This window comes from Sporosarcina highlanderae, from assembly GCF_030433715.1.
Lineage (GTDB): Bacteria > Bacillota > Bacilli > Bacillales_A > Planococcaceae > Sporosarcina > Sporosarcina highlanderae.
In genome coordinates, this window is the sequence record NZ_JAROCC010000005.1 from 128,137 (window position 1) to 152,468 (window position 24,332).

Genomic DNA, 24,332 nt, shown 5'->3' on the forward strand with positions numbered 1-24,332 from the left:
AAAATCAACAAGTAATGTAAACAAGCCAACTCTTTAAAAAAGACGATAAGGGGGTTGGCCGCTTATCGTCTGTTCATTTGCTAATTTTACTCTGCAGCTACTGTTTCAGACGCTTCTTCAGATACTTCTTCATCTGCGCCTTGTCTTGATTCGATCAATGCATCTGCCATTTTGCTTGTAAGTAAACGTACGGCACGGATTGCATCATCATTCGCAGGAATGACATAGTCGATTTCATCCGGATCACAGTTTGTATCAACAATACCGACGAGTGGAATGTTCAATTTGATAGCTTCAGCCACAGCGATGCGCTCTTTGCGTGGGTCAACAACAAAGATGACGTCTGGCAATGATTTCATATCACGAATACCGCCAAGGAATTTCACAAGACGTTCGTGTTCTTTTCTTAGTTCGGAAACTTCTTTCTTAGGAAGTACAGAGAATGTACCATCCTCTTCCATCGTTTCGATCTTTTTCATACGTGCAACACGTTTTTGGATCGTCCCGAAGTTTGTAAGTGTACCACCAAGCCAACGTTGGTTGATGTAGTACATGCCTGCACGTTCTGCTTCTTCTTTAATAGCATCTTGTGCTTGTTTTTTCGTACCGACGAAAAGTACTTTTCCGCCATCAGCACCTACTTGACGCATGAAATCATACGCTTCTTCAAGTTTTTTCACCGTCTTTTGAAGATCGATGATGTAGATTCCGTTACGTTCTTGGAAGATGAACTTCTTCATTTTCGGGTTCCAACGACGAGTTTGGTGTCCGAAGTGTACACCTGCTTCAAGCAGTTGTTTCATAGAAATTACTGACATTTGATATTCCTCCTATTTGGTTAGTTTCCTCCGTATGTTTCATCCGATGGAGCGACCTTTCGGCACCGTTCCCATCGTCCACGCACGTGTGTAGTAACACCATTTGATAATATACCATAGTGAAAAAGAACTTGCAACTCTGTTCATCGGAATTTGAGTAATAATTCTACTTCAGTTGTTCCTTTGCCGAGGGTTTTGGCGATTTCTTCTATTGTTTTACCTTCATCAAACATCGATAAAGCGCGATGATGGTCGTTCTTTTCGGGAGTTGAATTTACCGTTTTTTTGGTCGTAGGGGCATTCTGATATGACTTCAGTGCCACATTTACTGGGATATTTGGTTGAACGATCGTAAATTCATTTTCCTTTTCCACAATCTTAGACTCACGGGCAGGTTTTACTTCTTCTTGTACTTTTAAATGGACTTTCTCTTCACGCTTTTCAATGGCATGAATAAGCCGTTCATTTTCCTCTTTCAATTCGGAAAGATAAGCAGCGATGGCATCATCCATTTCAGCCATAAGCCGCTCTTGCTTTTTTTCCAGGTTGTTGAATTTGGAGATCTTCATATAAAGAAGTGCGATAACATAAAAACTGACCATTTGTAAAACGAATAACAATAATAAAAATAATGAACTCATTTGCTTAACCTGTAAAGTCTACGAATGACCCTTTATACGGATGCATCGCTTTCTTTTCCCCTTCTTCTTGTTGTCGGTTTCTTGCTGAAGGTTCCCTTTCCTGCTTACTACTATTTGCGTCAGAATTTGTTTTAGCATATTTGTCAGTATGCAAGACAGTCTCACGGTGTTTCAAAACTTCTTTTTCATTTAACGCTTGTGCATGTCCCTGGTCAATTTGGGGCTGTTGTTGCTTTTGCTCTGTTAGTTTACCAGCATCGAAAGTTCTTGGAATTGCAATTTGGAGTTCGATTCCTTTTAAGCTCATAAAATCCCTCCATCAACTATTTCCGGTAATAGTGACTTTCTTAATTTAAAAAGCGCTTTTGAATGAATTTGGGAAATTCGGGAAGTAGATAGGTTTAAGATTTCACCGATTTCAGTCAAGGTCATTTCATTCGTATAAAAAAGGTCTAACACCATTTGTTCATTCGAATTCAGTTCTTTGATTTTCATTGTTAAATCCTTAACAAGTTCTTTCATCATAACTTGATGCTCCGGTGTACGTTCATGATGATCTTGTAAAGTATATGAACTGCCTTCCTCATCATCAATTCCAATGCGCTCCTCCATGGAAAGAACATTTGAAAAGTAATGTTCGTGCATTATTTGATAAACATCTTCCACTTCGATACCAAGATGATCAGCAATTTCTTCAGGAGTGGCATGTCGCAATAATTTTTGTTCTAACTTACTAATTTCATACTCTAACTTTTTCGACTTTTCACGTGATAACCTGGGCATCCAATCATCTTTTCGAAGGCCATCTATTATCGATCCACGGATTCTGAACGAAGCGTACGTGTCAAACTTTAGGTCCCTACTAGGGTCGAATTTTGTCAGAGCATCGAAAAGTCCCTGAAGACCGAGACTTACTATATCATCCCTTGATACGTTTTTGGGCAAGCCGGAGCTAATTCGTTGCACATGATAATTGACAAGTGGAGTATATTTTCGGACAAGGACATCACCTGCATCTGAATCCCTATAATTTAACCATTGTACCCAACATTTATCATCATCCGTCAAATCCTGTTTGGACATGAACTCCCCCCACTTTCCATGTTTCGACATTCCTCGGCAATTGTTTGACTTCAATTATAGCAAACGCGGACAAAAAAAAGCGACTGAACCGTTCAGTCCCCACGATACATGTCCATTTAACTCTCAGCTCTAATCGAAAGGTCATATTTCCTTAAATCCTTTATTGACAGTTCGAATGCTCAACTTGCCTGTCTTCGGATCAAATTGGATTGTCCTCCCGCTTGAACCTCCAGTATCTTCTGCCATGATCGGAATTGATAGCCGGTCAAGCATCATCTTAACTGCTTCAACATTCCGGGGGCCGATACGAATTGTATCATTCGTACCGAACTGGAACATTTGTGCTCCTCCTGCAATTTTGGATTTCAAAGAAAGAGGGTTTATTCCCTCGGCCACCAATAGCTCTACCAATGAGTGGATGCCTGTATCTGCAAACTTAGCCACATTAACATTGTCTAAACGTCCAAGATTAGAATCTGGCAGCATTACGTGAAGGAGGCCAGCGATCATTTTTACTTCATCATATAAAACGACACCGACACACGATCCTAAACCCGATGTCTTGATTATATTGGGTGCTTTCACAATTTTCATATCCGCAATACCGACCCTTACAACCGTTTTAGAATTGTTCATCTAAAGGACACCTAATGATTGGAATAAGGAGATGTAGGATTCCGGATTTGGAAGGAGAAGGAAATGGCCATCCACTTTGGAACTTCCCTCAACAATAATCTGTGTATCTATAACAATCGCCTCGTCATAGTAATGTGATAGTTCTATCAGGCCGTAACTAATTATTGCCCCTACCATATCAACACTAAGCGAAGGGACAGTCGGTTGTAATCTCATCGCAGTAAAATCGGATAAAGCAGAAAGATATGATCCGGATAAAATATTTCCAACCTCCTGCATTGCCGAAATCCCCATTTCCGTCATCTCTGGGTTGTGGAAATCGAAAGAGCTACCGACCAATTTTTCAATAAGTTGATTTGCAGAATCGATCGGCAACAAATAAAAAATATTTCCGGAAAGATCACCTTCGATTTTTTGAAATATACCTACTACTATCCTCTCTGTCCCCCCTGCCAAATCGAACATTTCATCAAAGGTAACAAGATTGACATTCGGAACAAGCATTTCAATTTTCCTATCCAATAACTGAGATAAAGATGTGGCTGCATGTGCTGCACCGATACTTCCTATTTCTTTTAAGACGTCCAAATGAATATCAGTTATTTCGTTATTAATATTCATCTATCGACACTCGTTTCACAGGAATTAGTAATTTACCGAGACTTAGCATGACAAATAACCGCTTATCGACTTTCGCAACCCCCGCAATAAATTCAGACTCAACTGAACCAACCACTTCCGGTTGTAGTTTAATTGAATCTATTGGAATATCAATGACATCAGTCGCCTCATCAACGATTAAACCTACATCAAATTCATCATTTGAAACGATAATAATCCTTGTTTCTTCATCAAGGGGGTTCACCTTGAGGTTTAGACGCTCACGCAAATCGATAATTGGTGTAACAACCCCTCTCAGATTAACGACCCCTTTTACATAGGAGGGCGTTTTCGGAACTTTGGTTATCGCCATTAACCTTTCAATCGATTCAACTACATCCACCTCTAATGCGTACTCTTTATCCTCCAACCGGAAGACAACGATTTTCTGTACTTCAACATTTCGGTTCAAACTGTCCGTTGCAGTCATTCGTACCCCCCACCTATTCGTGATTTATTTGATCAATGCATTACAATCCACGACTAATGCAACTTTGCCCGTGCCAAGGATAGTAGCGCCTGAAATCGCAAAAATATTTTGTAGATAATTGCCAAGTGATTTCAATACGATTTCTTGTTGACCAATGAAGGAATCTACTAATAACCCGGCCATCTTGTCGCCTTTTCGAACAATAATGATAGCTTGATGTTCTGCTTTTTCATCCACAGTATCCATCTCAAAAACTTCTTTTAAATCAACGAGTGGAACAATGTTACCTTTAACATCAATTACCTTTCGGTTGTGGGCATTCATAATATCCGTAGTTCGTATTATTGCCACCTCAAGAATCGAAGTAAGCGGGATGGCATATATATCTTCACCTAAATTTACTAACATGACAGTTATGATTGAGAGTGTAAGCGGTAATTGTATTTGGAACTTTGTACCTTGGCCGTCTTTAGACGTTATTGTAATATAGCCTCCAAGGGATTCAATTTTACTTTTTACGACATCCAACCCAACCCCCCGACCGGAAACATCGGTAATTGTTTCAGCTGTTGAAAACCCTGGTGACATAATCAATTCCAAAATCTGTTCTTTCCGCAGTTTAGAAGCAAGCTCTTCGGTGACAATTCCGTTTTCAACGGCTTTCTTCATGACTCGTTCTTTATTAACGCCTTCTCCATCATCCTCTAATTCAATAAAGACATGGTTCCCCGAATGATATGCACGTAGTGAGATAGAACCTTCCGCCAGTTTCCCTTTTGTAAGACGAACTCCCGGACTTTCTATTCCATGGTCAATTGCATTACGAATTAAATGAACGAGCGAGTCTCCAATTTCATCAATAACCATCCGATCCAATTCGGTTTTAGCGCCAGTGATTTCGAGGTTGACGTCCTTACCCAAATCTCGTGCCAATTGTCGGACCATTTTTGGAAAACGATTAAATACTGTTTCCACTGGAACCATTCTCATTTTAAGAATGACACTTTGCAGGTCGCCGGTAATACGTGTAATGTGCTCTACAGTGTCATTCAGATCCTGGTTGTGTAATTCATCGGCAATAGATTGCAGGCGCCCCCGGTCAATTACCAGTTCCTCAAATAGATTCATAAGAGTATCTAGTCTATCTATATTGACGCGAATGGTCTTGTTTGAATTTTGAACATTCAATGCGCGTCCACCTCTAATATTGGTTGACTCGTCCACAGCATCTTCAATGACTTCTTCTTTTTGAAATGTATCTAATTCGATTCTATTTAATTTATTTGCAATTTCACTTACATCTTTTGCTCCGGTTCCTCCTGCCTCTATTTCCAAAACCATTTCTTCCGACAAATCAATCGCTTTTAAAAGCATATCAAGAATTTCCGTCGTAACATTTATCCTTAAATTACGTATCGCATCAAGAACATTTTCCACTTCATGTGTTAGTTTGATAATGTCCTCATAACCCATTGCTGCCGACATTCCCTTTAATGTATGCGCAGAACGAAAGATTTCATTTACAATGGCTAAGTCGTCCGGATTTTTTTCGAGTGCAAGCAAAAGTTCATTACATGCTTGTATATGTTCTTTACTTTCATCCAAGAACATTTCCAAGTATTGAGTTGTATCCATTCCAATGCTGCCCCCTTACTTTATATACCCCCATAAATTTGTTTCTTCAATCTTTTGTACAAACGAGCCACTTTTGTCCTTATCTAAGGAGTTTTGTTCGTTACTAATAACCTATTGCTCTATCGAAGAGAAATCGGATACAATAGATTTTCCGGGTATTGATATAATTAGGGAGATTTTACATACGCCCTTTTAAGAAAACACCTTTCAATTTACCAAGGAATCCAGTTTCCATTTTCACCTCTGATTCATTCACTTGAACGAATTTATCTGCTATTGCCTGCATGCATTTGGAAATAGGTGCATTCGGATAAAGAACTAAAAAAGGTTTTTGGGCTAAGACTGCTTTTTGAACTGATGGATCTTCAGGTAGGAATCCTAATATAGCCGTTTCTTTATCTAAAAACTTTCGCATTGCAAACTGCAATCTTTTAACTGCGTCGTTTCCGCCATCCCTTTTTGTTAATCGGTTGCTGACAATATGGAACACTTTTTCCTGATCCTTTAGATAGATGAATTTCATCATGGAATACGCATCTGTTATAGATGTTGGTTCTGTTGTTGAAATGACAATCACTTCATCAACAGACAGGATAAGATCAATAGATTGCTGTGTAGCACCTGCTGCCATATCGAAAAGGATAAAATCATAATCTTTCTGTAATTGTTCAAAAGCTGTAATTAATCGTTCGGACATTTCTTCTGACCATTCCAGCACACTTTCTAAACCCGATCCACCCGAAATATACACTAAGCCCTCTTTTTCGGTATTTATGACGTCTTCCAATTCCTCTTCTCCAATTAAATAATCTTTCAAACTACTCCGAGGAGCTTCACCAAGAAGTATCGAAATATTTCCCATACCAATATCCATATCTATAACTATGACTTTTTTCCCTTTTTTTATTAGCGAGTGAGCGAAGTTAACGGAAAAGTTAGACTTTCCGACTCCGCCTTTTCCACTAACAATTGCAATAGATCTTGCTAATTCTCCTTTGGCCTTCAACATTTTCAGTCTTAATGCCTCGGCTTGATCACTCATTTCTATCACCTACCAATAGCAGATTGAGCATCTCTTCAAGACAAGCTTCAATTATATCCTCAGGTACTTCCTGCCCATCAGTAAAATATGCCGTCCCAATTCTATATTGTTTCATCAAATTGAACATTTGACCAATCGAGCTGGTTTCATCCACTTTAGTGAAGATGAATTTTTCAATAGGGAATGACGAGAACATTTCGACAATCTTCTTCATGTCTGCTTCCTTAGATGTAACAGACAAAACAAGAAATGATTCCATATTTAACGAGAAATCGATTACACGGTTTAAATCGTCTAAAAATTTCTTTTCCATATAATTACGACCGGCAGTATCGATAAAAATCAAATCCAGATCTTTCATTTTATCAATTGCCGCTTTAAAATCATTGCTGTTATAAACTACTTCAACTGGCGCTTGCAGTAAATTCGCATATGTCCGTAGTTGCTCGATTGCTGCTATTCGATATGTATCAGTCGTTATAAATCCGATCTTTTTCCTATTTTCTAATACTGCTCTTGCGGCAATTTTGGCAATCGTTGTCGTTTTTCCGACACCAGTTGGTCCAAGTAAGTTGACGTATTTTTTATTAAACGAAATTCCGCCAAACGGCAGATCAGCAAACTCTTTCGTCAAGAAATCTCTAACAATCTGCAGTTGTTCGCCTTTTGAAAAATCCTTCTTTTCCAACTTCATCTTCGCGAAGATTTCATTACCTATTTGTAATATGAATTCTTTGGACAGATCTTGTTGTTCTAAGTAGGAGAGCAAAGGTTGTAGCTCTTCAGGTAGGCTGCCGAAAGATGCCACCTGTTTCATTTCCTGTAAAAGCTTCTTCATTTCATTCATTTCTTTTTGCATTTCTAAGTCGACTTGTTTTTCTACTGGAGAAAACTTAGGGAGGAAAATTGTTTCAGCAGGTTTTGAAACAGACCTGTCCAATCCAGCAACAACTTCTACCGACTTTCTTCGGAATAAACCTAAAAACCCCTTCGATTTTACAACGGACGAGCTAAGAATGACGGCCTCGTCCCCCAGGTCCTTGCGTACTTGTTTCATCGCCTCCACCATAGTGTCCGCTGTATATTTCTTCATCTTCATCAAATTTCCACCACCCCTACACTTTGGATTTCAATTGATGCTTCAAGTTCATTGTAAGACAAAACAGGTATTTGCGGGAAGTATCTCTCGGTTATTTGTCTTAAATACATTCGAATAGCCGGTGAACAAAGAATTACGGGTGATTGATCCATCAAAGCAATCCTTTCAATCTCTCTTGCTATCGCCTCCAAGATCTCTTGGGAGTGAGAAGGATTGATGGATAAATAATTTCCTTGCTCGGTTTGCTGAATGTTATCGGCAATCAGCTTCTCAATTTTACCTGACACTGTCAACACCTTGAGTGTGTCCACCCCGGTAGAGTATTGAGTCGTAATTTGTCGCGCAAGCGATTGGCGGACATATTCAGTCAATAAATCGACATCTGATGTATATTTCGAGTAATCCGCAAGCGTCTCAAAAATGATAGGAAGGTTACGGATTGATACATTCTCTCTTAATAATTTTGCCAATACCTTTTGAATTTCACCGATGGAAAGCGGTGTTGGAGTAAGTTCTTCCACAAGAATCGGATAGGTTTCCCGTATATGATCAACCAATTGTTTCGTTTCTTGTCTGCCTATCAGGTCAGCCGCGTTTGCTCGGATCACTTCTGTCAGATGAGTCGAAACGACACTTGGCGGATCAACGACTGTATAGCCTTGAATTTCGGCGTCTTCTTTAACATCATCAGTTATCCATTTAGCTGGCAGACCGAATGAAGGCTCTATTGTGTCGATTCCATTAATAGAGTCGTCACCACCGGGACTCATTGCAAGGTAATGATCAAGAAGAAGTTCTCCTTTTGCGAGTTCATTTCCCTTAATTTTTATTCTATATTCATTTGGTTGTAGCTGAATATTATCCCTAATCCGTACAACCGGAATGACTAAGCCTAATTCAAGCGCAAGCTGTCTTCTTATCATGACAACCCGGTCAAGAAGGTCACCACCCTGTTGTGCATCTACCAAAGGAATGAGACCATATCCGAATTCGAATTCAATTGGATCAACATTCAACAAGTTGACAACGTTTTCCGGCCTTTTCAAACTTTCTGTTTCGACTTCTTCTGCCATTTCCAATAGCTCTTCCGGATCTTCCTCAGGCTTTCTTGACATTAGGAAAGCTCCAATTGCCAATGCTGCAGCTATGGGGGCTGTGACGATATCTTGTATTGGCGTGAAAAGCCCTAATAGAAAAATGGTTGTTGCAGCAACGTATAGTAGCTTAGGTTGTCCCATTAATTGTTTAGTAATATCCGAGCCAAGATTACCCTCTGAGGCAGCACGCGTGACAACGATACCTGTTGCTGTCGAAATGAGCAACGCAGGTATTTGTGATACGATCCCATCACCTACTGTTAACTGGGAAAACTTCGTAACGGCTTCGGCGAATGGCAAGCCCATTTGAACAACTCCGATGATCATTCCAACAAGGAGGTTAATGATAACGATTATGATACCAGCAATGGCATCACCTTTTACAAATTTAGTTGCACCATCCATCGCACCATAAAAGTCTGCTTCATTACTCACTTTTTCACGACGCATCCTGGCCTCTGTGTCAGAAATCATTCCTGCATTCAAATCCGCATCAATACTCATCTGTTTTCCCGGCATCGCATCTAACGTAAAACGTGCTGCAACTTCGGAAACTCGTTCTGAACCTTTCGTAATGACGATGAATTGAATAATGATTAAAATGACAAACACAACGAGACCGACAACAATATTCCCACCGGTAACAAACGTTCCAAACGTATCAACAACGCCTCCTGCATCTCCTTTAGACAGGATTGCACGTGTTGTTGAAACATTTAATCCAAGGCGGAAAAGTGTTAATAATAGAAGCAATGATGGAAAAATCGAAAACTGCAATGCCTCCTGCATATTCATCGATGTCAATAAGACCATAAGAGCCAGTGTAATATTAATGATTATTAAAAAGCTGAGAAGCCAAGGAGGTAATGGGATGACAAGCATTGCGACAATCATAATGACTGCCGTTAATACTCCAATATCCTTAAATTGCATGTCAACACCACTTTCTCACGTAGTTCTAAATTTTTCGTTGTATTCGATAAACATATGCCAATATTTCAGCTACCGTTTTAAAAAACTGGTCTGGTATCCAATCACCAATCTCTACGTCATCGTAAAGTGCTCTTGCCAATGGGCGATTCTCCACCATAACAATATTATTCTCTTTAGCTATCAACTTTATCTTTTGGGCGATAAAATCGGCCCCTTTAGCAATTACAATCGGGGCGTCCATCTTCTCATCATCATATTTCAAGCAAATCGCAAAGTGAGTTGGGTTCGTAATGACGACATCCGCCTGCGGTACTTCCTGCATCATCCTTCTCATCGCCATCTCTCGTTGGCGCTGCTTAATACGTGATTTGATAATTGGATCCCCTTCAGTATTTTTATATTCATCCTTGATATCCTGCTTGGACATCCGAAGGTTCTTTTCATAGTCAAATTTCTGATAAAAAAAATCCAAAATAGCAATGAATAACAGTACAAAAGAAGCTACAATTCCCATTAAAGCAACTAACTGACCAACAGTAAGCAGTGTAACCTCAGGAGTCTTGTATGCAAGGCCCAAAACTTTATCTAAATTCATGACAAGCAAAAGTGTTGTTGTAAAACCGATAAACGAGATTTTTAATAATGATTTTGCTAACTCAACAAGAGCGCGGATTGAGAATATACGTTTTAAACCTTTTATCGGATCAATCTTTTTCAAGTCAAATTTCAAGGGTTCCGTCGTGAATAACAGACCGAATTGAAAAAGATTTCCTGCTATACCTGCAATGACAGCAATTGCCATAACAGGCAATAAGATGTATGCCATTTGAATAATCATATCTTTGTAGATCATCATTGAATGATCAATGTCCAATGTTTTTATAGTTAAAAAATCGGTAAAAGTATGGTTGAAAAATATAAAAAGACGATCACGCATAAAGCCTGCTGTAAAAAAAAGAAACAGAAAAACACAAAGGAGTACGATTGCGCTTGTTACATCCTGACTCTTTAATACCTGTCCTTTCTTTCGGGAATCTTGACGTTTCTTCGGAGTGGCTTTTTCAGTTTTTTCACCCGCAAAGAATTGTAGATCAAGTCTAATCACTTATTAGCCACCCCCTAAGATAAGCATCAGATCCCTCATCGCGGTTATCATCACCTCAAATAATTTACGCATCATCGTGATCATCACAGTAAACATCGTTGCAAGCACAAGAAAGCTAACCCCGATTTTAATCGGAAAACCGACTACGAAGATATTTAATTGGGGAACTGTTCTTGCTGTAATCCCAAGAGCAAGATCGACAAGGAATAAAGTAGCGACAATTGGAACTGACATTTGAAATGCAATTGCGAATGATGTTGCGAACGTTTTAATGACGAATTCGACAAGGCGTTCACTTCCGAAAGATGGCCATAACATTTCGATAGGGATAAATCGGTAGCTGTAAAAAATTCCATCTAATAACATATGGTGACCATTTAATGTCAATAAAAGCAACATAGCAAGAACATTGAAAAACTGTCCAAGTAAGGGGGATTGCGCGCCTGTCTGCGGATCAATTACGTTTGCTATCGCAAAACCCATTTGAAAATCAATAAAACCACCCGCAACTTGGATAGCCGAGATGACTATATAGGCAATTATTCCGATAAAAAGCCCTGTAGTCGCCTCTTTGATAACAAGTAAGATAAACATGTCATTAATCTCTAATTCTGGTGCATCAATGGAATACACCATCATCCATGCTAGTAACGCAGCGAAAATAATTCGATGGGTAGTTGGAATCGCACGGTATGAAAATAACGGCACGGTAATGATAAAGGCTGTCACCCTAGTTAAAACCAGTAAATATACAGCTAGTGAAGGGATTAATGCTTCCATTCTATCACCCTATATATCGAACAAGATTTTCAAAAATGTCCGATGCAAAAGCTGTCACCCTGGACAACATCCATGGCCCAAAAAAAATTATGGCTACAAGAACTGCTATGATTTTAGGTACAAATGCAAGGGTCTGTTCCTGTATTTGTGTTGTCGCCTGAAAAATACTTACGATCAAACCTGTGACCAATGCCACAATCAATAGAGGGCCAGAAGCCAATAATATGACCCATATTGCACGTTCAGCGATCGTAATGACCAATTCGCCTGACATTCAAACCACTCCTATACTATAAAAATACCTTTTGGCTGAAAGCGACAATTGATACCCGCTAAAAACTTTGCAACAAGGATTTGACAATTAAATACCAGCCATCAACAAGGACGAATAATAGAATCTTGAACGGCAATGAAATCATAACAGGGGGTAACATCATCATCCCCATTGACATTAAAACACTTGCAACAATCATATCGATAACAAGGAATGGAATGAATATCATAAAGCCCATTTGAAATGCTGTCTTTAATTCGCTCAATGCAAATGCCGGGACCATCATTGTTAAGGGAATATCATCCAATGTTTCTGGACGTTCTGCTTGATTGTAGCGCAGGAACAGTTCCAAGTCCTTTTGCCGTGTATGTTTACTCATGAACTCCTTGAAAGGAATGCTTGCCCGATCATACGCCTCTTCCAGCGTGATCTCATCTGCAAATAATGGCGTTAACGCCGTATTATTCACTTGTTGCAATGTAGGTGCCATAATGAAAAAAGTAAGAAATAATGCCAGACCGACAATTACCTGATTGGGTGGCATTTGTTGTGTTGCAAGTGCTGTTCTGACAAAAGACAGTACGATAACAATTCTTGCAAAAGATGTCATCAGAATAAGAATTGCTGGAGCAAGTGATAACACAGTTAGAAGAAGGAGCATTTTGATAGATGTCGACACATTAGCCGGGTCACTATCAGAGAAAAACTGGACAAAATCATTCATCTTTTCTGTTCTCCTTTTCTTCCAGGCGGTTCAAATGTTTTTTCCGTTCCTCCCTAATTTCATCAAGTCTTGAAGTGAATAACTTGCCAAAATCAACTGGTTGGTCTTCCCTCGATTCACTTTTGCTTTTGAGCATTGTCATTACTTTATCAATAAGAGTAATCGGACTTTGTTCTTCTTCCGCTTCAAAATAACTTTCAAGCACCTTAATTTCTTCGGGATCTATAATTTCTTTCAACAAACGAACTTCATCCCCCACGCCTATGATGAAATAAGTTTCGCCGATAACAACTAATTGGATTGACTTATTTTGTCCGAGTGAAAGACCGCCAATGTTTTTCATTAATCGATGCTGATTGAACATCCTATTCTTTCGGTTAATGAACTTTAATAAAGCAAAAAGTAAAGCTATGACAAATAACAATGCGAAAAACGTCTTTACATAATCCCATAAGGACAATCCGAATGAATCATCTTTCGTTGCATTACCGGTGTCCGTTACTTTTGTATTCAGTTCACTATTGAACTCTTCGTCACAGTCATTGTCCTTTCCAAGACAATCGGAAATATATTTATCCGAACCGGTTTCAGCTTGAACGACTTTTAGAGGCGATACATTTAATGCAAAGAATACAAGCAGGCAACACAATACTAATTTAAAATTACTTGAATAGTTCATAAGTTAACCCAATGCTTTTTGGATTGCTTCAACAACGCGATCAGCTTGAAATGGTTTTACAATGAAATCTTTAGCTCCGGCCTGAATGGCATCAATGACCATCGCCTGTTGACCCATTGCTGAGCACATAATAACTTTTGCTGAAGGATCTTTTTCCTTTATTAGTTTTAAGGCTGTAATCCCATCCATTTCGGGCATTGTAATATCCATCGTAACGAGGTCTGGCAATAATTCCATATACTTTTCCACAGCCTGCATTCCATCAGCCGCTTCCCCGACTACTTCAAAATTGTTTTTTATCAAGATATCTTTTATCATCATGCGCATAAATGCAGCATCATCCACTATTAAAATGCGTTTACCCATTTTGCAAACCCCCGGATCCTATCTTAAGTTATTTAATCTTTCTTTCTGGCTTAAAACGTCAGTAATCCTTACACCGAAATTCTCATCGATAACCACTACTTCTCCTCGAGCAATATGACGATTGTTTACCAATATATCAACAGGTTCTCCCGCCAACTTATCCAGTTCTATAATGTAACCACTTGACATTTCAAGAATTTCTTTAACCGATCGTTTAGTCCGGCCAAGTTCTACTGTCACTTGTAATGGAATATCCAATAACATGTTTAAGTTATTTGATTTTGTATGGTTAAAAGAAGGACTGTCAAAATTCGCGAATTGAGCTTGTTGCACATGTACTGGTGGCTGTTGTTCTTTTGCCGGCGACAGCTGCTGGCTATTTTCAGATAAAGGTTGTTGGGGCATTTGTGCATCATTCTGCCGATTACCGAAACCTGTAGAATCTTGGTCGCTAAACTCACGCTGTTTCTGGTTCCGTGAAGGCGGAAGAATCGGGGTTTCCACTGTTACTGCTGCTTCCTTCTCCACATCCATTCCCATTAACGTTGTAACAAGATTTTTACCGAATTGTAAAGGGAATAACTGCATAATGTTAGAGTCAATCAAGTTTCCAACCTTTAAATCAAATGAAACTTTAATCATCAATTCATTTTCTGGAATATATGAAATTTCATCCTCGCTTCGCATATCAACTAAATTGATAGACGGAGGAGAGATATCGACTCTTTTATTAAACACTGTAGACATTGATGTCGCTGCAGAGCCCATCATTTGGTTCATTGCTTCCTGTATTGCACTTAAACGTATGTCATTTAGTTCCTCTGGAGGTTGGAGGCCGTCCTCGCCTAACATTAAATCCGCAATAATTGTTGCATCTTTTTGTTTAATGATTAGGAGGTTCATACCATTTAAACCTTCTGTGTACTCAACTTGAACAACAATATAAGGATGGATGAATTCAGCCATCAGCATATCACGATCCACAACAGATATTGAAGGTGTGGTAATTTCAACTTTATGTCCTAACAATGAAGAAAGTGCAGTTGCAGAACTGCCGAAGGAGATATTGCCCACTTCCCCTAAAGCATCTTTTTCCATTTCACTCAATTCGTGACTCAGATTCTGATTTGTTGAGGACGATGTATTAGTTTTTGCGGAGTCTATTTCTTCGCCGCGTAACAACGCTTCGATTTCTTCCTGAGAAAGAATATTATCACTCATCATCTTCATCCCCTTCGTTCAAAGTGCCAATAATTTGTATTGCCATTCTATTTCTTGATTGACCGGGCTGTGCTGTAAATTTCGGAACCCCGCCAACTCTTACAAGTAAAGGATCTTGAATCCTTTGGTTAAGGGGGACAACATCGTCTACTTGAAGCGATAAGAATTCATCAATGGACATCATTCCTTGACCTAACTCAACGCTAATCGGTAAAGAGGTTTGTTTTAAACGTTTTTCCAACACCGTGTTCTGCTCGGGAGTCGATTCTTTCTTATTCGACTGCATCCAGTATCTTACTGAAAGATTTGGTACAACAGGTTCAAGCACTACGTGTGGAATACAAATATTCAACATACCACTTGACTCCCCAATGACAATATTGAAGCCAATTACAACGACAGTTTCGTTCGGTGAAATTGTCTGTAAAAATTGAGGGTTCACTTCAATTTCTGATAGGAAAGGGTCGATCTCAATAATTCCTGACCATGCTTCCCTGAAATTGTCAAAAGATCTTTCAAAAAGATTCGTTAAAATTTTCGTTTCAATTTCGGTCATATTATTTATTGATCCTGTACCTTTCCCCGCGCCGCCCATCAACCGATCAAGCATTGAATAGGCAATATTTGGGTTGACCTCCATTATGATGCTTCCTTCTAAGGGGGAAACATCGAAAATGTTAAGCAATGTCATATTCGGAATAGACCTTATGAATTCTTCAAATGGAATTTGATCAACCGTAGCGACATGTATTTGGATATACGTACGTAATTGTGCAGAAAAATAAGTAGTTAGCAATCTCGCAAAGTTTTCATGGATTCTTGTCAAACTACGAATTTGATCCTTTGAAAAACGAAGCGCCCGCTTGAAATCATATACTTTGACCTTCCGGGTCCCATCTTCTTTTTTCATATTTTCTGCGGACATTTCACCTGTTGACAATGCGGACAATAATGCATCTATTTCATGTTGGGATAAGATATCTTCCGGCATGAGGTCACCTCCCGGTATTGTATATGTTTAAGTTCACTGGATGATATAACTTACTATATACACCTTTTCAATCTCGCCTTTTTGCATTAGCGGATTTAATTGTGCTTTTATGGAATCCTCGAATAACTGTTTCCCGACTTTCCCTTCAAGTTCCTTCGATGTCATTTCGGAAAGCTCTTGAATTACGATATTCTGAATTTGAAAATCCCGTTTCTTCAATTCTTCAGCAGCTTTCTTATTACTTGTTTGGATCTTTAATGTAAGTCTGACGAACTGCTGCCCTTTTAAATTAGTCATGATTTCCGGTACATCAACCGATGACTCAAGAATCTCATCAATGGAGACTTCCTTCGTTTCTGTTTTGTCACTCTTGTCCAATTGGATTTTAAGGGCGATACCGATAATCCCGACGAGTGAAATGCATATTAAGATGATAAGTATCAATGTTAAAACTTTATTCTTCATTTTCTTCACCCCGGATATGCGGATTTGATAATAATTGAACCGATTGATAGAAGTCGATAATTCGCTGGTTTATCGTTTCAACCGGGTCAAGGACGACGTATTTGGAGCCAGTTGTTAATGTTATTGTTGTGTCGGGAAATGATTCGACTTTTTCTATGTAAAGTGCATTTAATGTGAAGTTTGTTCCATTGAGTCGTGTGACTTTTATCATTTTAAAGGGGCCGGGCACTGGGCCGGCCCGTCCCTCCTTTGTTCATATGGCATGTGGAAACTATAATTATCGTTTCAAGTTTACTAGTTCTTGTAGTATTTCGTCGGATGTTGTGATGATACGTGTATTTGCTTGGAAACCACGTTGTGCCACAATCATTTCCGTGAATTCCTCTGAAAGGTCGACGTTGGACATTTCAAGGAAACCAGAAGCGATTTTACCGCGACCTTCTTCAAGAGGAGCCCCTTCACTTGGTTCACCTGAGTTTCCAGTTTCTTGATACAAATTGGAACCAACTTTTTCAAGTCCCCCAGGATTAGAAAATTTGGCTATTTGAATTTGTCCAGCGGTAAAAGGTTCCCCATCTTGGACATACGATACTGTCCCATCTTCCGCAATAGACATTGATGATGAATCCAATGGAATAGTAATGATAGCTTCTCCATCGAGTAAATACCTTCCCTCTCCATCAACTAAATTCCCTACTTCGTCGAGATAAAAGTTCCCTGCTCTTGTATAAAATACATTTGTACCGTCTACATTTCCTACTTTAAAGAACCCATCTCCAGATATCGCCAAATCCAATGTATTCCCTGTAAATTGAGTGGAGCCGTTGGAATGAATTGTGTCGATTGCTGCAATTTGCGAGCCTAATCCAACTTGTTTCGGATTGACACCGCCTCTATTCTCATTTCCAGCAGCTGCACCTGCTACTGTTTGTGACATCAGATCCTTGAAAATAACTCTTCCTTTTTTAAATCCATACGTATTTACATTGGCTATGTTGTTACCGATTACGTCTAATTTCGCTTGGAAATTTCGTAGGCCTGAGATTCCTGAGTACATTGATCTTAACATGTTTTTTCCCTCCCGGATTTTGGGTGTAGCTGCCTCTGTCATTCGGCAGTACGTTGGCATCCTTTTCAAGGTCCTGCCAATTTAGTTTAACTGAGTACAATTGTTCCATCGATATTCGTAAATAATTGATCCTTTGCTTCTTTGCGATCCATCGCTGTAATTACAGTGGAATTTTTTGCACTAATGATTAAAGCTGCCTGATCCATTAGTACAAGTGATTCTTTAATACCCTTCCTCTTTGCCTCATTCACTTTTTCACCAATATGTGCCCATTCACTATCTGAAATGTAAATATGTCGTTCTTTCAATCTTTCATTTGCATGTTTGCTAATTTTCAGCTCTTGTGACTCGATTGCCTGACCAAGTTGTTCAAGGAAAGAGTGTTTAGGTGCAATTGTCGATTTCCCAAGCTGTTTTTGGTGAATTGGTGGCTGCGATGGGACTCTATGAAAATTCAATCTCTCCATTACAATTGCTCCTATTCTATTGACTTATTGATGTAAATGTATCTCCATCAATTCGACTGCCGTCACTTAAAATATACTGTAGTTTTCCATTTTTATTGGAAACCGATACGACAGTTCCTGACTTTTCAACTTCTCCATCCATATAGCCTACTGTTTTACCAATTAGGCGACTTGCCCCTACCAAATCTATTGAATTTAATCCTGACAACACTTCCGAAATATTACCTGGGGATAGCTCTTTCCCATCTTCCATCATAAACACAACAGATCCATTTACGAATTTAGCAGATTGGATAATACCTGTTCCTTCGTTGACTATCAACTTGGAGTCTTCGTCTTTCTTGTCCGTGATTTCATGCCAACGAACACTTTTACCAACGAATTGGTTGTATTGGATTAATTGAGTTTGATTTTGCGCTTCGGCAAACTTTTCAAACGCACTTGCCAAGTTCATAGTCTGTTCCAAGGATGAAAACTGTGCCATTTGTGCAATGAATTCATTATCTTTCATTGGATTTGTTGGATCCTGGTTTTGCAACTGAGCAATTAAAATCTTCATGAATGCGTCTTTCCCCATTGTGTCTGGTCCTGTTTTACGCTGATCTCGTTGTTTGTTGATAAGGAACATCGATTCAGTAATTGGTTTCTGTCCTTCAATCACTTTGTTAGACCTCCAATTCAAGTAAATATTCGTCAAAGGAAAGAGTGTCTTCTGAACTACTACTGTCGTTACTTTCCTTATTCGTCTGTTGCTCACGTTCAAATTGCTCGTTAAATGATTGTTCCCGTTCATTCCTTGGTGACTCTTGGATGGATTGGGCAATATCAATACGATCGACTTGGATGTTTTGTTGGGTAAAGGCGTGTTTTAATTGATGTAATTGGCTATCCAACATTCCTTTGGCAAGGGCGGTTGAGGCTAAGATTCTAGCTGAGATTACACCGTTTGTTTCCATTAATTCAATACGAATTTGTCCTAAGTGTTCGGGATACAATTTAATTAACATTCTATTCGTTCCATTTATTTGTCCAAAATTGGATCGTTTGAATAGAGATTGTAATTCTCGTAGTAAGGATTCACTTTGATTAGTTGAGTTCGTTTTACTTGTTGCAAGATCACCTTTTAATGTAGACGGCAGTCCATTTGTAGAACCCGGCACTTGCAATTCAGTCACTTTTTTGGAACTATCATTTTCTTCAGCCATCGATGAAGACGAATTCAATTCAGGAATTCTCATATCGAATTTTTGAAATGGACTCTCCAATAAATTCTGTTTGCTTGTGGATAGGATCTCATGATCGAATTGTATAGCGGCTTCGGCTATCATGTTTTGAAAAACATGTAACTTCTGCGCCATAGATATCACCATTTCACTTTTCGGCGCTAATAACTCTATTGATTTAATAAAGGCAACCAACTCTACTGCTTCCTTATTTGTTCCACTGTTTCGAAAAGAATTGTTCAAAATCTTCAAGGCATTTTCTTTTAAACCTTCTAAGGTAGATAGTACTGTCCATAAATCTGACGAAATTGTCAGTTCTGTAACTTCTTCCTCTGCATGACCAGCCTCATTCAAAAGCCCCTTCAATAAATCCAGGATTTTTTCAGGGTTCATTGAAATCGCCATCGACAATTCCTCTAAAGTTGTATTCCCTTCATCAAGAAGAACAGATAATCCTACAGATTCAAAATCTTGAAAGGGTTCCATGACTTTCCGAAGCTCCTCAATAGTTTCTGCTGTATATATGTCTGAGACGATCTCGTGTGGTGATTCTGTAGACGTTTTAGACAGTTGACTGTCTTTTATCGAATTAGTCGTATTTACTCCCTTCAATATGTCGCCAAACGACAATTTGTTCACATCGCTTTTATGAACGATACCGGGATGTACTTTACTCATTACAATTTTAGGCTGCAACGCTCCGACTTTCACTTTTTATCACCCCCTTTCACGGAAGGCTCTCATTTTGTTAAGAGACTTGCATATTTCGCAGCATCTTCAGCTGAAAGTTTTTCCATAATCGGTGCCAACACATCCGGCTTTAGACTTGAAAGGATTTCTATAGCTTCCTCATCACTCATTTTAGAAATGATTGGGGCAACCGATTTTGCTGACATCTTTTCAAAAGTAGAAATAATTTCTTTCAAATCGCGTTTATGATCATCTTTAGCGATCTTCAACTCTTCAATTTCAGCTAATAGAGCCTTTTGGTCGGCAATAAGTACATTCTTTTCGTCTTTAACTTTCGATAATTCATTTTGGAGTTTAACTAACTGGGCTTCTTTTTCCTGAATTTCTGCTTGTAAGGAGACTACACGTTCCTCAAATAGAAAATCATCCTTAACTTCATCATCCTGTAGTATTTCATTAAATATAGGAAGTGAAGGATTCCATACGTCATCAAATACATTGATATCTGCGACGTATGCTATGATCAGAAGCACCATTGTCGTGAATAGCAATGGGATTAGTGTCCAGAGCAGAATTCCCTGCAAAAGGCCGCCGCCTTTCTTTTTTTTCACCTTCGACTCATGTACTTCGTGTTTTTTTACCACATTACCACCCTGTTTTTCTTCGATGGAACTTTGCTGTCGTTAACTCATCTAAGAATCGTCCTTCTGACAGTTCCATTTCAATTCGATAATGTTCTCGATCTTTTCCCTTCATCTTTTCAAACTTCTTTACTTCAATAGTCTTTTCGAGTAATTTTTCTTCGAACCAATTCATTTTTGTCCGTGCTTTTATAACGGATTGTTGCTGAATCGCAATTCGCTTTTCAAGACTTTCCAAGTAACGTGTATACGTGTGAATTTCATTGATGTGAAATCCTTGTTCCATCTTCTTTTGATTATCGGACTCAAGTTCTTCTTTCATTTTCAATAAATCGTATAACTCTGTTGCAACCATTTCGAAAGAGGCTACAGCTTTTTTATACTCAGTTTCTGTTTCTACTTTTTCCTGCTCACGATAGGTCAACACTTTTTCAAATCTGTATAAATAAGGTTTCATCATTTGCCACCTCTAAGAGCAAGGGATATCAATTCCTCGATACTATCTTCCATACTTACATTATCGTTATAACTTTGCTTTAAAAACTTCGTAATATATGGCTCGAACTCAATTGCTTCATCGATTTCTTTTGATGTACCGCGCTTATATGCCCCAATATTAATCAAGTCTTCAGATTTGCTATATGTGTAATAAAGTTCACGAAGTTTTTCTGCTGCTTTGACATGTTCTTGACTTGCAATATGATTCATTAGCCGGCTTACGCTTTTCAACACATTGATTGCAGGGTATTGACCTTTATTGGCAAGTGTTCTATCAAGCACAATATGACCGTCCAGTATACCTCTTACCGCATCTGCGATTGGTTCGTTCATATCGTCTCCATCTACGAGAACAGTATAAAAGGCGGTAATTGCCCCAACTTCATTTGTTCCTGTACGTTCAAGTAATTTAGGAAGGATAGAGAAAACGGACGGCGTATATCCGCGGGTTGCCGGTGGTTCTCCTACTGCTAACCCAATTTCCCTTTGCGCCATCGCAACACGCGTGACTGAGTCCATCATTAGCATGACGTTCATCCCTTTATTACGGAAGTACTCTGCTATGGCCGTAGCTGTGAAGGCACCTTTAATACGCATTAGGGCAGGTTGATCGGAAGTGGCTGCCACAACAATTGTTCGACTTAGTCCTTCAGGACCAAGGTCTCTCTCGATGAACTCAAGTACTTCCCGGCCCCTTTCCCCGATTAATGCAATAACGTTTAAATCTGCAGTCGTATTCCTCGCAATCATACCTAATAAAGTACTTTTACCGACACCTGAACCCGCAAAAATACCTACTCTTTGCCCATTTCCGACTGTTAACATACCATCTATCGCTTTGACACCTACAGCTAACTTCTCAGCGATTGGTTTTCGGGTCATGACATTGGGAGGATCTTGTTCAGTTCTGATTGTCGATAGACCTTTTGGCAATGCGCTGTTATCAATAGGATTTCCCATCGCATCAAGTACTTTTCCGATTAGATTCATACCTACTTTTACTTCAAGTGGTTTTCCTGTACATTCCACTAAACACCCACTTGAAATATCCATAATATTGGTATATGGCATTAGGATGACAATCTCTTCGCGAAAGCCGACAACTTCTGCTAAAACGACGGAGTTATCATTCCGCCCATTCTTCAAATGAATTCGGCATACATCTCCGATCGAGCTTTCAGGACCTTGGGATTCTATCATTAATCCGATTACTTGGACAACACGGCCGAATTTCCTATAAGGATTTAGTTTTGGAATGACGTTAACTAACTCTGTAGCCTTTTTCAACGTCAGTCACCACTTTCCATTAAGTCAAAGAGTTGTTCTTTCAGCATGCTCAATTGCTCATCGACACTGACAACGATCCGTCCCTGATTTGTTTCGATGATACAGTCGTTCTCATCAAAATCGTCATTTGCAAATATGAGGAAAGGAACCTCTGGAGGGAAGATGGCCATTAACTCAGAACGGTTAGAGGAGATGAAGTCAAAGTGAGTCGTTGGTACATACAATTTAACTTCTTTCATCTCTCTTGCCTCTTTTAAGCCTTTCTTCACAATCGATAAAAACTTCTTCTTATCATCTTCAAGAGTTGTCCCTAAAATCCGCTCGGCCGTTTTCATCGCAATTTCGAGGATTACTCTTTCCTGGTTCTCCAAGTACTTCTTTGAGTTATCATGTGATTTAACAGTAACCTCATTTGCAATGTTTACGGAGTCGCTCATATCGGACAAAGCTTTGCTTCTTCCTTCCTCATAGCCTATCTGAAAGCCTTCTTCATAGGCTTGTTGTTGCAATCTGGTTTTTTCCTCTTCCCACGTTGCATGCATAGCAGAGATATCTTCCAGAGCCGTTTGTCTCATTCGTTCCAACTTGGACTTTTCTGTTTCAATTTCCGTCCGTGCGTTAGTTAGCATCCTATCGCGTTCCAAAATGAGAGCTTCCTGTGTGAGTTCATGGCCAATTTCGTCAGTCGGCGGTAGATTCAAATTCCGGATTGTGATTTCCTTTACGTCCTCTTTGGGAATCATTTTTATGGAACGGTAAATATTAGACAATGATATCATCCCCTCCACCGCGGGCAATAATGATTTCACCGGACTCTTCCAATCTACGGATAATAGAAACAATCCTTGCTTGCGCTTCCTCTACATCCCGTAGGCGAACTGGTCCCATAACCTCCATTTCATCTTTGAAAGATTCAGCCATACGCTGAGACATGTTCTTGAAAAGAACTTCTCTAACCTCTTCGCTGGATACTCTTAGTGACAAAACAAGGTCTGCATTTTCACATTCACGGACAATTCTTTGAATAGAACGATTATCCAATGTGACAATATCTTCAAAGACAAACATTCTTTTCCGGATTTCCTCAGCAAGTTCCGGATCTTGGATTTCAAGTGCGTCCATTATTGTTTTTTCTGTCGCTCTGTCAACACCATTAAGTACTTGAACAACAGCATCCACCCCACCGGTTTCAGTGAAATCCTGAGTTACTGTAGATGAAAGTTTCCTTTCAAGTACAGCTTCAATTTCACTAATTACTTCCGGAGAAGTGGAATCCATTGTCGCTATTCTTTTAGCGATATCCGCCTGCATTTCCTGTGGTAGGGAGGATAATATAATCCCAGCCTGCTCGGCTTCCAAATATGAAAGTATCAACGCTATCGTCTGTGGATGTTCATTTTGAATGAAATTCAGTACTTGTGCCGGATCAGCTTTCCTTGCAAAATCAAACGGTCTGACCTGCAATGACGTAGTTAGGCGATTGATGATTGATAGGGCGTGCTCTTTACCAAGTGCCTTTTCTAACACTGTCTTCGCGTACCCAATACCGCCTTGCGATATATAATCTTGAGCAAGTGCGATATTATTGAATTCTTCAATAATTTCTTCCTTTACCGTCGAATCCACCTTTTTCACACCGGAAATTTCAAGAGTCAACATTTCAATCTCTTCTTCCGTTAAATGTTTATAGACGGATGCCGAGACTTCCGGACCAAGCGAAATGAGTAGGAGTGCTGCTTTTTGTTTACCGGTCATTTCTTTATCTTTCCTAACCATAT

30 protein-coding genes are annotated in these 24,332 nt (G+C 39.3%); all 30 read right to left on the minus strand.

Annotated elements, in window-relative coordinates; translation table 11 throughout:
• Positions 1-86: 86 nt before the first annotated feature.
• Positions 87-818, minus strand: coding sequence for a 30S ribosomal protein S2 (gene rpsB, locus P5G49_RS08055; protein WP_301242982.1), 732 nt, complete (start codon positions 816-818; stop codon positions 87-89).
• A gap of 143 nt (positions 819-961) precedes the next feature.
• Entirely contained in the window at positions 962-1,459 is a 498-nt protein-coding gene (locus tag P5G49_RS08060) for a DUF6115 domain-containing protein (RefSeq protein ID WP_301242983.1), read from the minus strand.
• Between the two features lie 4 nt (positions 1,460-1,463).
• The gene (locus P5G49_RS08065; RefSeq protein WP_301242984.1) at positions 1,464-1,766 is read right to left on the minus strand and encodes an RNA polymerase subunit sigma; all 303 of its coding nucleotides are present in this window, start codon (positions 1,764-1,766) and stop codon (positions 1,464-1,466) included.
• On the minus strand, positions 1,763-2,542 hold the full coding sequence (locus P5G49_RS08070) for a FliA/WhiG family RNA polymerase sigma factor (RefSeq protein ID WP_301242985.1): 780 nt from the start codon (positions 2,540-2,542) through the stop codon (positions 1,763-1,765). The genes P5G49_RS08065 and P5G49_RS08070 overlap by 4 nt, the downstream gene beginning before the upstream one ends.
• A gap of 141 nt (positions 2,543-2,683) precedes the next feature.
• On the minus strand, positions 2,684-3,178 hold the full coding sequence (locus tag P5G49_RS08075; protein ID WP_301242986.1) for a chemotaxis protein CheD: 495 nt from the start codon (positions 3,176-3,178) through the stop codon (positions 2,684-2,686).
• Positions 3,179-3,799, minus strand: coding sequence for a chemotaxis protein CheC (locus tag P5G49_RS08080; RefSeq protein WP_301242987.1), 621 nt, complete (start codon positions 3,797-3,799; stop codon positions 3,179-3,181).
• Positions 3,789-4,268: a chemotaxis protein CheW gene (locus tag P5G49_RS08085; protein ID WP_301242988.1), complete on the minus strand. Its 480-nt coding sequence runs from the start codon at positions 4,266-4,268 to the stop codon at positions 3,789-3,791. Before P5G49_RS08085 ends, P5G49_RS08080 begins: the two co-directional genes overlap by 11 nt.
• A gap of 24 nt (positions 4,269-4,292) precedes the next feature.
• A complete protein-coding gene (locus P5G49_RS08090; RefSeq protein ID WP_301242989.1) occupies positions 4,293-5,903 on the minus strand; it encodes a chemotaxis protein CheA in 1,611 nt (536 codons plus the stop codon).
• A 178-nt stretch (positions 5,904-6,081) separates the two neighbouring features.
• Positions 6,082-6,945, minus strand: a complete 864-nt coding sequence (locus P5G49_RS08095) for a MinD/ParA family protein (protein WP_301242990.1) — start codon at positions 6,943-6,945, stop codon at positions 6,082-6,084.
• The gene (gene flhF, locus P5G49_RS08100; protein ID WP_301242991.1) at positions 6,938-8,044 is read right to left on the minus strand and encodes a flagellar biosynthesis GTPase FlhF; all 1,107 of its coding nucleotides are present in this window, start codon (positions 8,042-8,044) and stop codon (positions 6,938-6,940) included. Before flhF ends, P5G49_RS08095 begins: the two co-directional genes overlap by 8 nt.
• Positions 8,044-10,074 (minus strand): flagellar biosynthesis protein FlhA, encoded by a 2,031-nt coding sequence (flhA, locus tag P5G49_RS08105; RefSeq protein WP_301242992.1) that lies wholly within the window; start codon positions 10,072-10,074, stop codon positions 8,044-8,046. Before flhA ends, flhF begins: the two co-directional genes overlap by 1 nt.
• A 25-nt stretch (positions 10,075-10,099) precedes the next feature.
• Positions 10,100-11,179, minus strand: a complete 1,080-nt coding sequence (flhB, locus tag P5G49_RS08110; RefSeq protein ID WP_301242993.1) for a flagellar biosynthesis protein FlhB — start codon at positions 11,177-11,179, stop codon at positions 10,100-10,102.
• A gap of 3 nt (positions 11,180-11,182) precedes the next feature.
• Positions 11,183-11,959, minus strand: coding sequence for a flagellar biosynthetic protein FliR (gene fliR, locus P5G49_RS08115; RefSeq protein ID WP_301242994.1), 777 nt, complete (start codon positions 11,957-11,959; stop codon positions 11,183-11,185).
• A 4-nt stretch (positions 11,960-11,963) separates the two neighbouring features.
• Positions 11,964-12,233: a flagellar biosynthesis protein FliQ gene (gene fliQ, locus P5G49_RS08120; protein WP_301242995.1), complete on the minus strand. Its 270-nt coding sequence runs from the start codon at positions 12,231-12,233 to the stop codon at positions 11,964-11,966.
• 58 nt (positions 12,234-12,291) lie between these two features.
• Positions 12,292-12,957 (minus strand): flagellar type III secretion system pore protein FliP, encoded by a 666-nt coding sequence (gene fliP, locus P5G49_RS08125; RefSeq protein WP_301242996.1) that lies wholly within the window; start codon positions 12,955-12,957, stop codon positions 12,292-12,294.
• Entirely contained in the window at positions 12,950-13,636 is a 687-nt protein-coding gene (locus P5G49_RS08130; protein WP_301242997.1) for a flagellar biosynthetic protein FliO, read from the minus strand. The genes fliP and P5G49_RS08130 overlap by 8 nt, the downstream gene beginning before the upstream one ends.
• A 3-nt stretch (positions 13,637-13,639) precedes the next feature.
• Positions 13,640-14,002 carry a response regulator gene (locus tag P5G49_RS08135; protein ID WP_301242998.1) on the minus strand — a complete coding sequence of 121 codons (363 nt, stop codon included), beginning with the start codon at positions 14,000-14,002 and terminating at the stop codon, positions 13,640-13,642.
• Positions 14,003-14,020: 18 nt separating this feature from the next.
• Entirely contained in the window at positions 14,021-15,223 is a 1,203-nt protein-coding gene (gene fliY / locus P5G49_RS08140; RefSeq protein ID WP_301243119.1) for a flagellar motor switch phosphatase FliY, read from the minus strand.
• Positions 15,216-16,214: a flagellar motor switch protein FliM gene (gene fliM, locus P5G49_RS08145; RefSeq protein WP_301242999.1), complete on the minus strand. Its 999-nt coding sequence runs from the start codon at positions 16,212-16,214 to the stop codon at positions 15,216-15,218. The genes fliY and fliM overlap by 8 nt, the downstream gene beginning before the upstream one ends.
• 33 nt (positions 16,215-16,247) lie before the next feature.
• Complete coding sequence (gene fliL / locus P5G49_RS08150) at positions 16,248-16,679, minus strand: flagellar basal body-associated protein FliL (RefSeq protein ID WP_301243000.1); 432 nt, start codon at positions 16,677-16,679, stop codon at positions 16,248-16,250.
• The gene (locus P5G49_RS08155; RefSeq protein WP_301243120.1) at positions 16,669-16,890 is read right to left on the minus strand and encodes a flagellar FlbD family protein; all 222 of its coding nucleotides are present in this window, start codon (positions 16,888-16,890) and stop codon (positions 16,669-16,671) included. Before P5G49_RS08155 ends, fliL begins: the two co-directional genes overlap by 11 nt.
• A 66-nt stretch (positions 16,891-16,956) precedes the next feature.
• Positions 16,957-17,748, minus strand: a complete 792-nt coding sequence (gene flgG, locus P5G49_RS08160) for a flagellar basal body rod protein FlgG (RefSeq protein ID WP_301243001.1) — start codon at positions 17,746-17,748, stop codon at positions 16,957-16,959.
• 86 nt (positions 17,749-17,834) lie between these two features.
• The gene (locus tag P5G49_RS08165) at positions 17,835-18,215 is read right to left on the minus strand and encodes a TIGR02530 family flagellar biosynthesis protein (RefSeq protein WP_301243002.1); all 381 of its coding nucleotides are present in this window, start codon (positions 18,213-18,215) and stop codon (positions 17,835-17,837) included.
• Between the two features lie 16 nt (positions 18,216-18,231).
• Positions 18,232-18,876 (minus strand): flagellar hook assembly protein FlgD, encoded by a 645-nt coding sequence (gene flgD, locus P5G49_RS08170; RefSeq protein ID WP_301243003.1) that lies wholly within the window; start codon positions 18,874-18,876, stop codon positions 18,232-18,234.
• 4 nt (positions 18,877-18,880) lie between these two features.
• Positions 18,881-20,149 carry a flagellar hook-length control protein FliK gene (locus P5G49_RS08175; protein WP_301243004.1) on the minus strand — a complete coding sequence of 423 codons (1,269 nt, stop codon included), beginning with the start codon at positions 20,147-20,149 and terminating at the stop codon, positions 18,881-18,883.
• Between the two features lie 29 nt (positions 20,150-20,178).
• On the minus strand, positions 20,179-20,772 hold the full coding sequence (locus P5G49_RS08180) for a MotE family protein (RefSeq protein ID WP_301243005.1): 594 nt from the start codon (positions 20,770-20,772) through the stop codon (positions 20,179-20,181).
• 1 nt (position 20,773) lies between these two features.
• A complete protein-coding gene (fliJ, locus tag P5G49_RS08185; RefSeq protein ID WP_301243006.1) occupies positions 20,774-21,229 on the minus strand; it encodes a flagellar export protein FliJ in 456 nt (151 codons plus the stop codon).
• A complete protein-coding gene (gene fliI / locus P5G49_RS08190; RefSeq protein WP_301243121.1) occupies positions 21,226-22,560 on the minus strand; it encodes a flagellar protein export ATPase FliI in 1,335 nt (444 codons plus the stop codon). Before fliI ends, fliJ begins: the two co-directional genes overlap by 4 nt.
• Positions 22,557-23,324 (minus strand): flagellar assembly protein FliH, encoded by a 768-nt coding sequence (gene fliH / locus P5G49_RS08195; protein ID WP_301243007.1) that lies wholly within the window; start codon positions 23,322-23,324, stop codon positions 22,557-22,559. The genes fliI and fliH overlap by 4 nt, the downstream gene beginning before the upstream one ends.
• Complete coding sequence (fliG, locus tag P5G49_RS08200) at positions 23,317-24,330, minus strand: flagellar motor switch protein FliG (protein ID WP_301243008.1); 1,014 nt, start codon at positions 24,328-24,330, stop codon at positions 23,317-23,319. The genes fliH and fliG overlap by 8 nt, the downstream gene beginning before the upstream one ends.
• Positions 24,331-24,332: the final 2 nt, after the last annotated feature.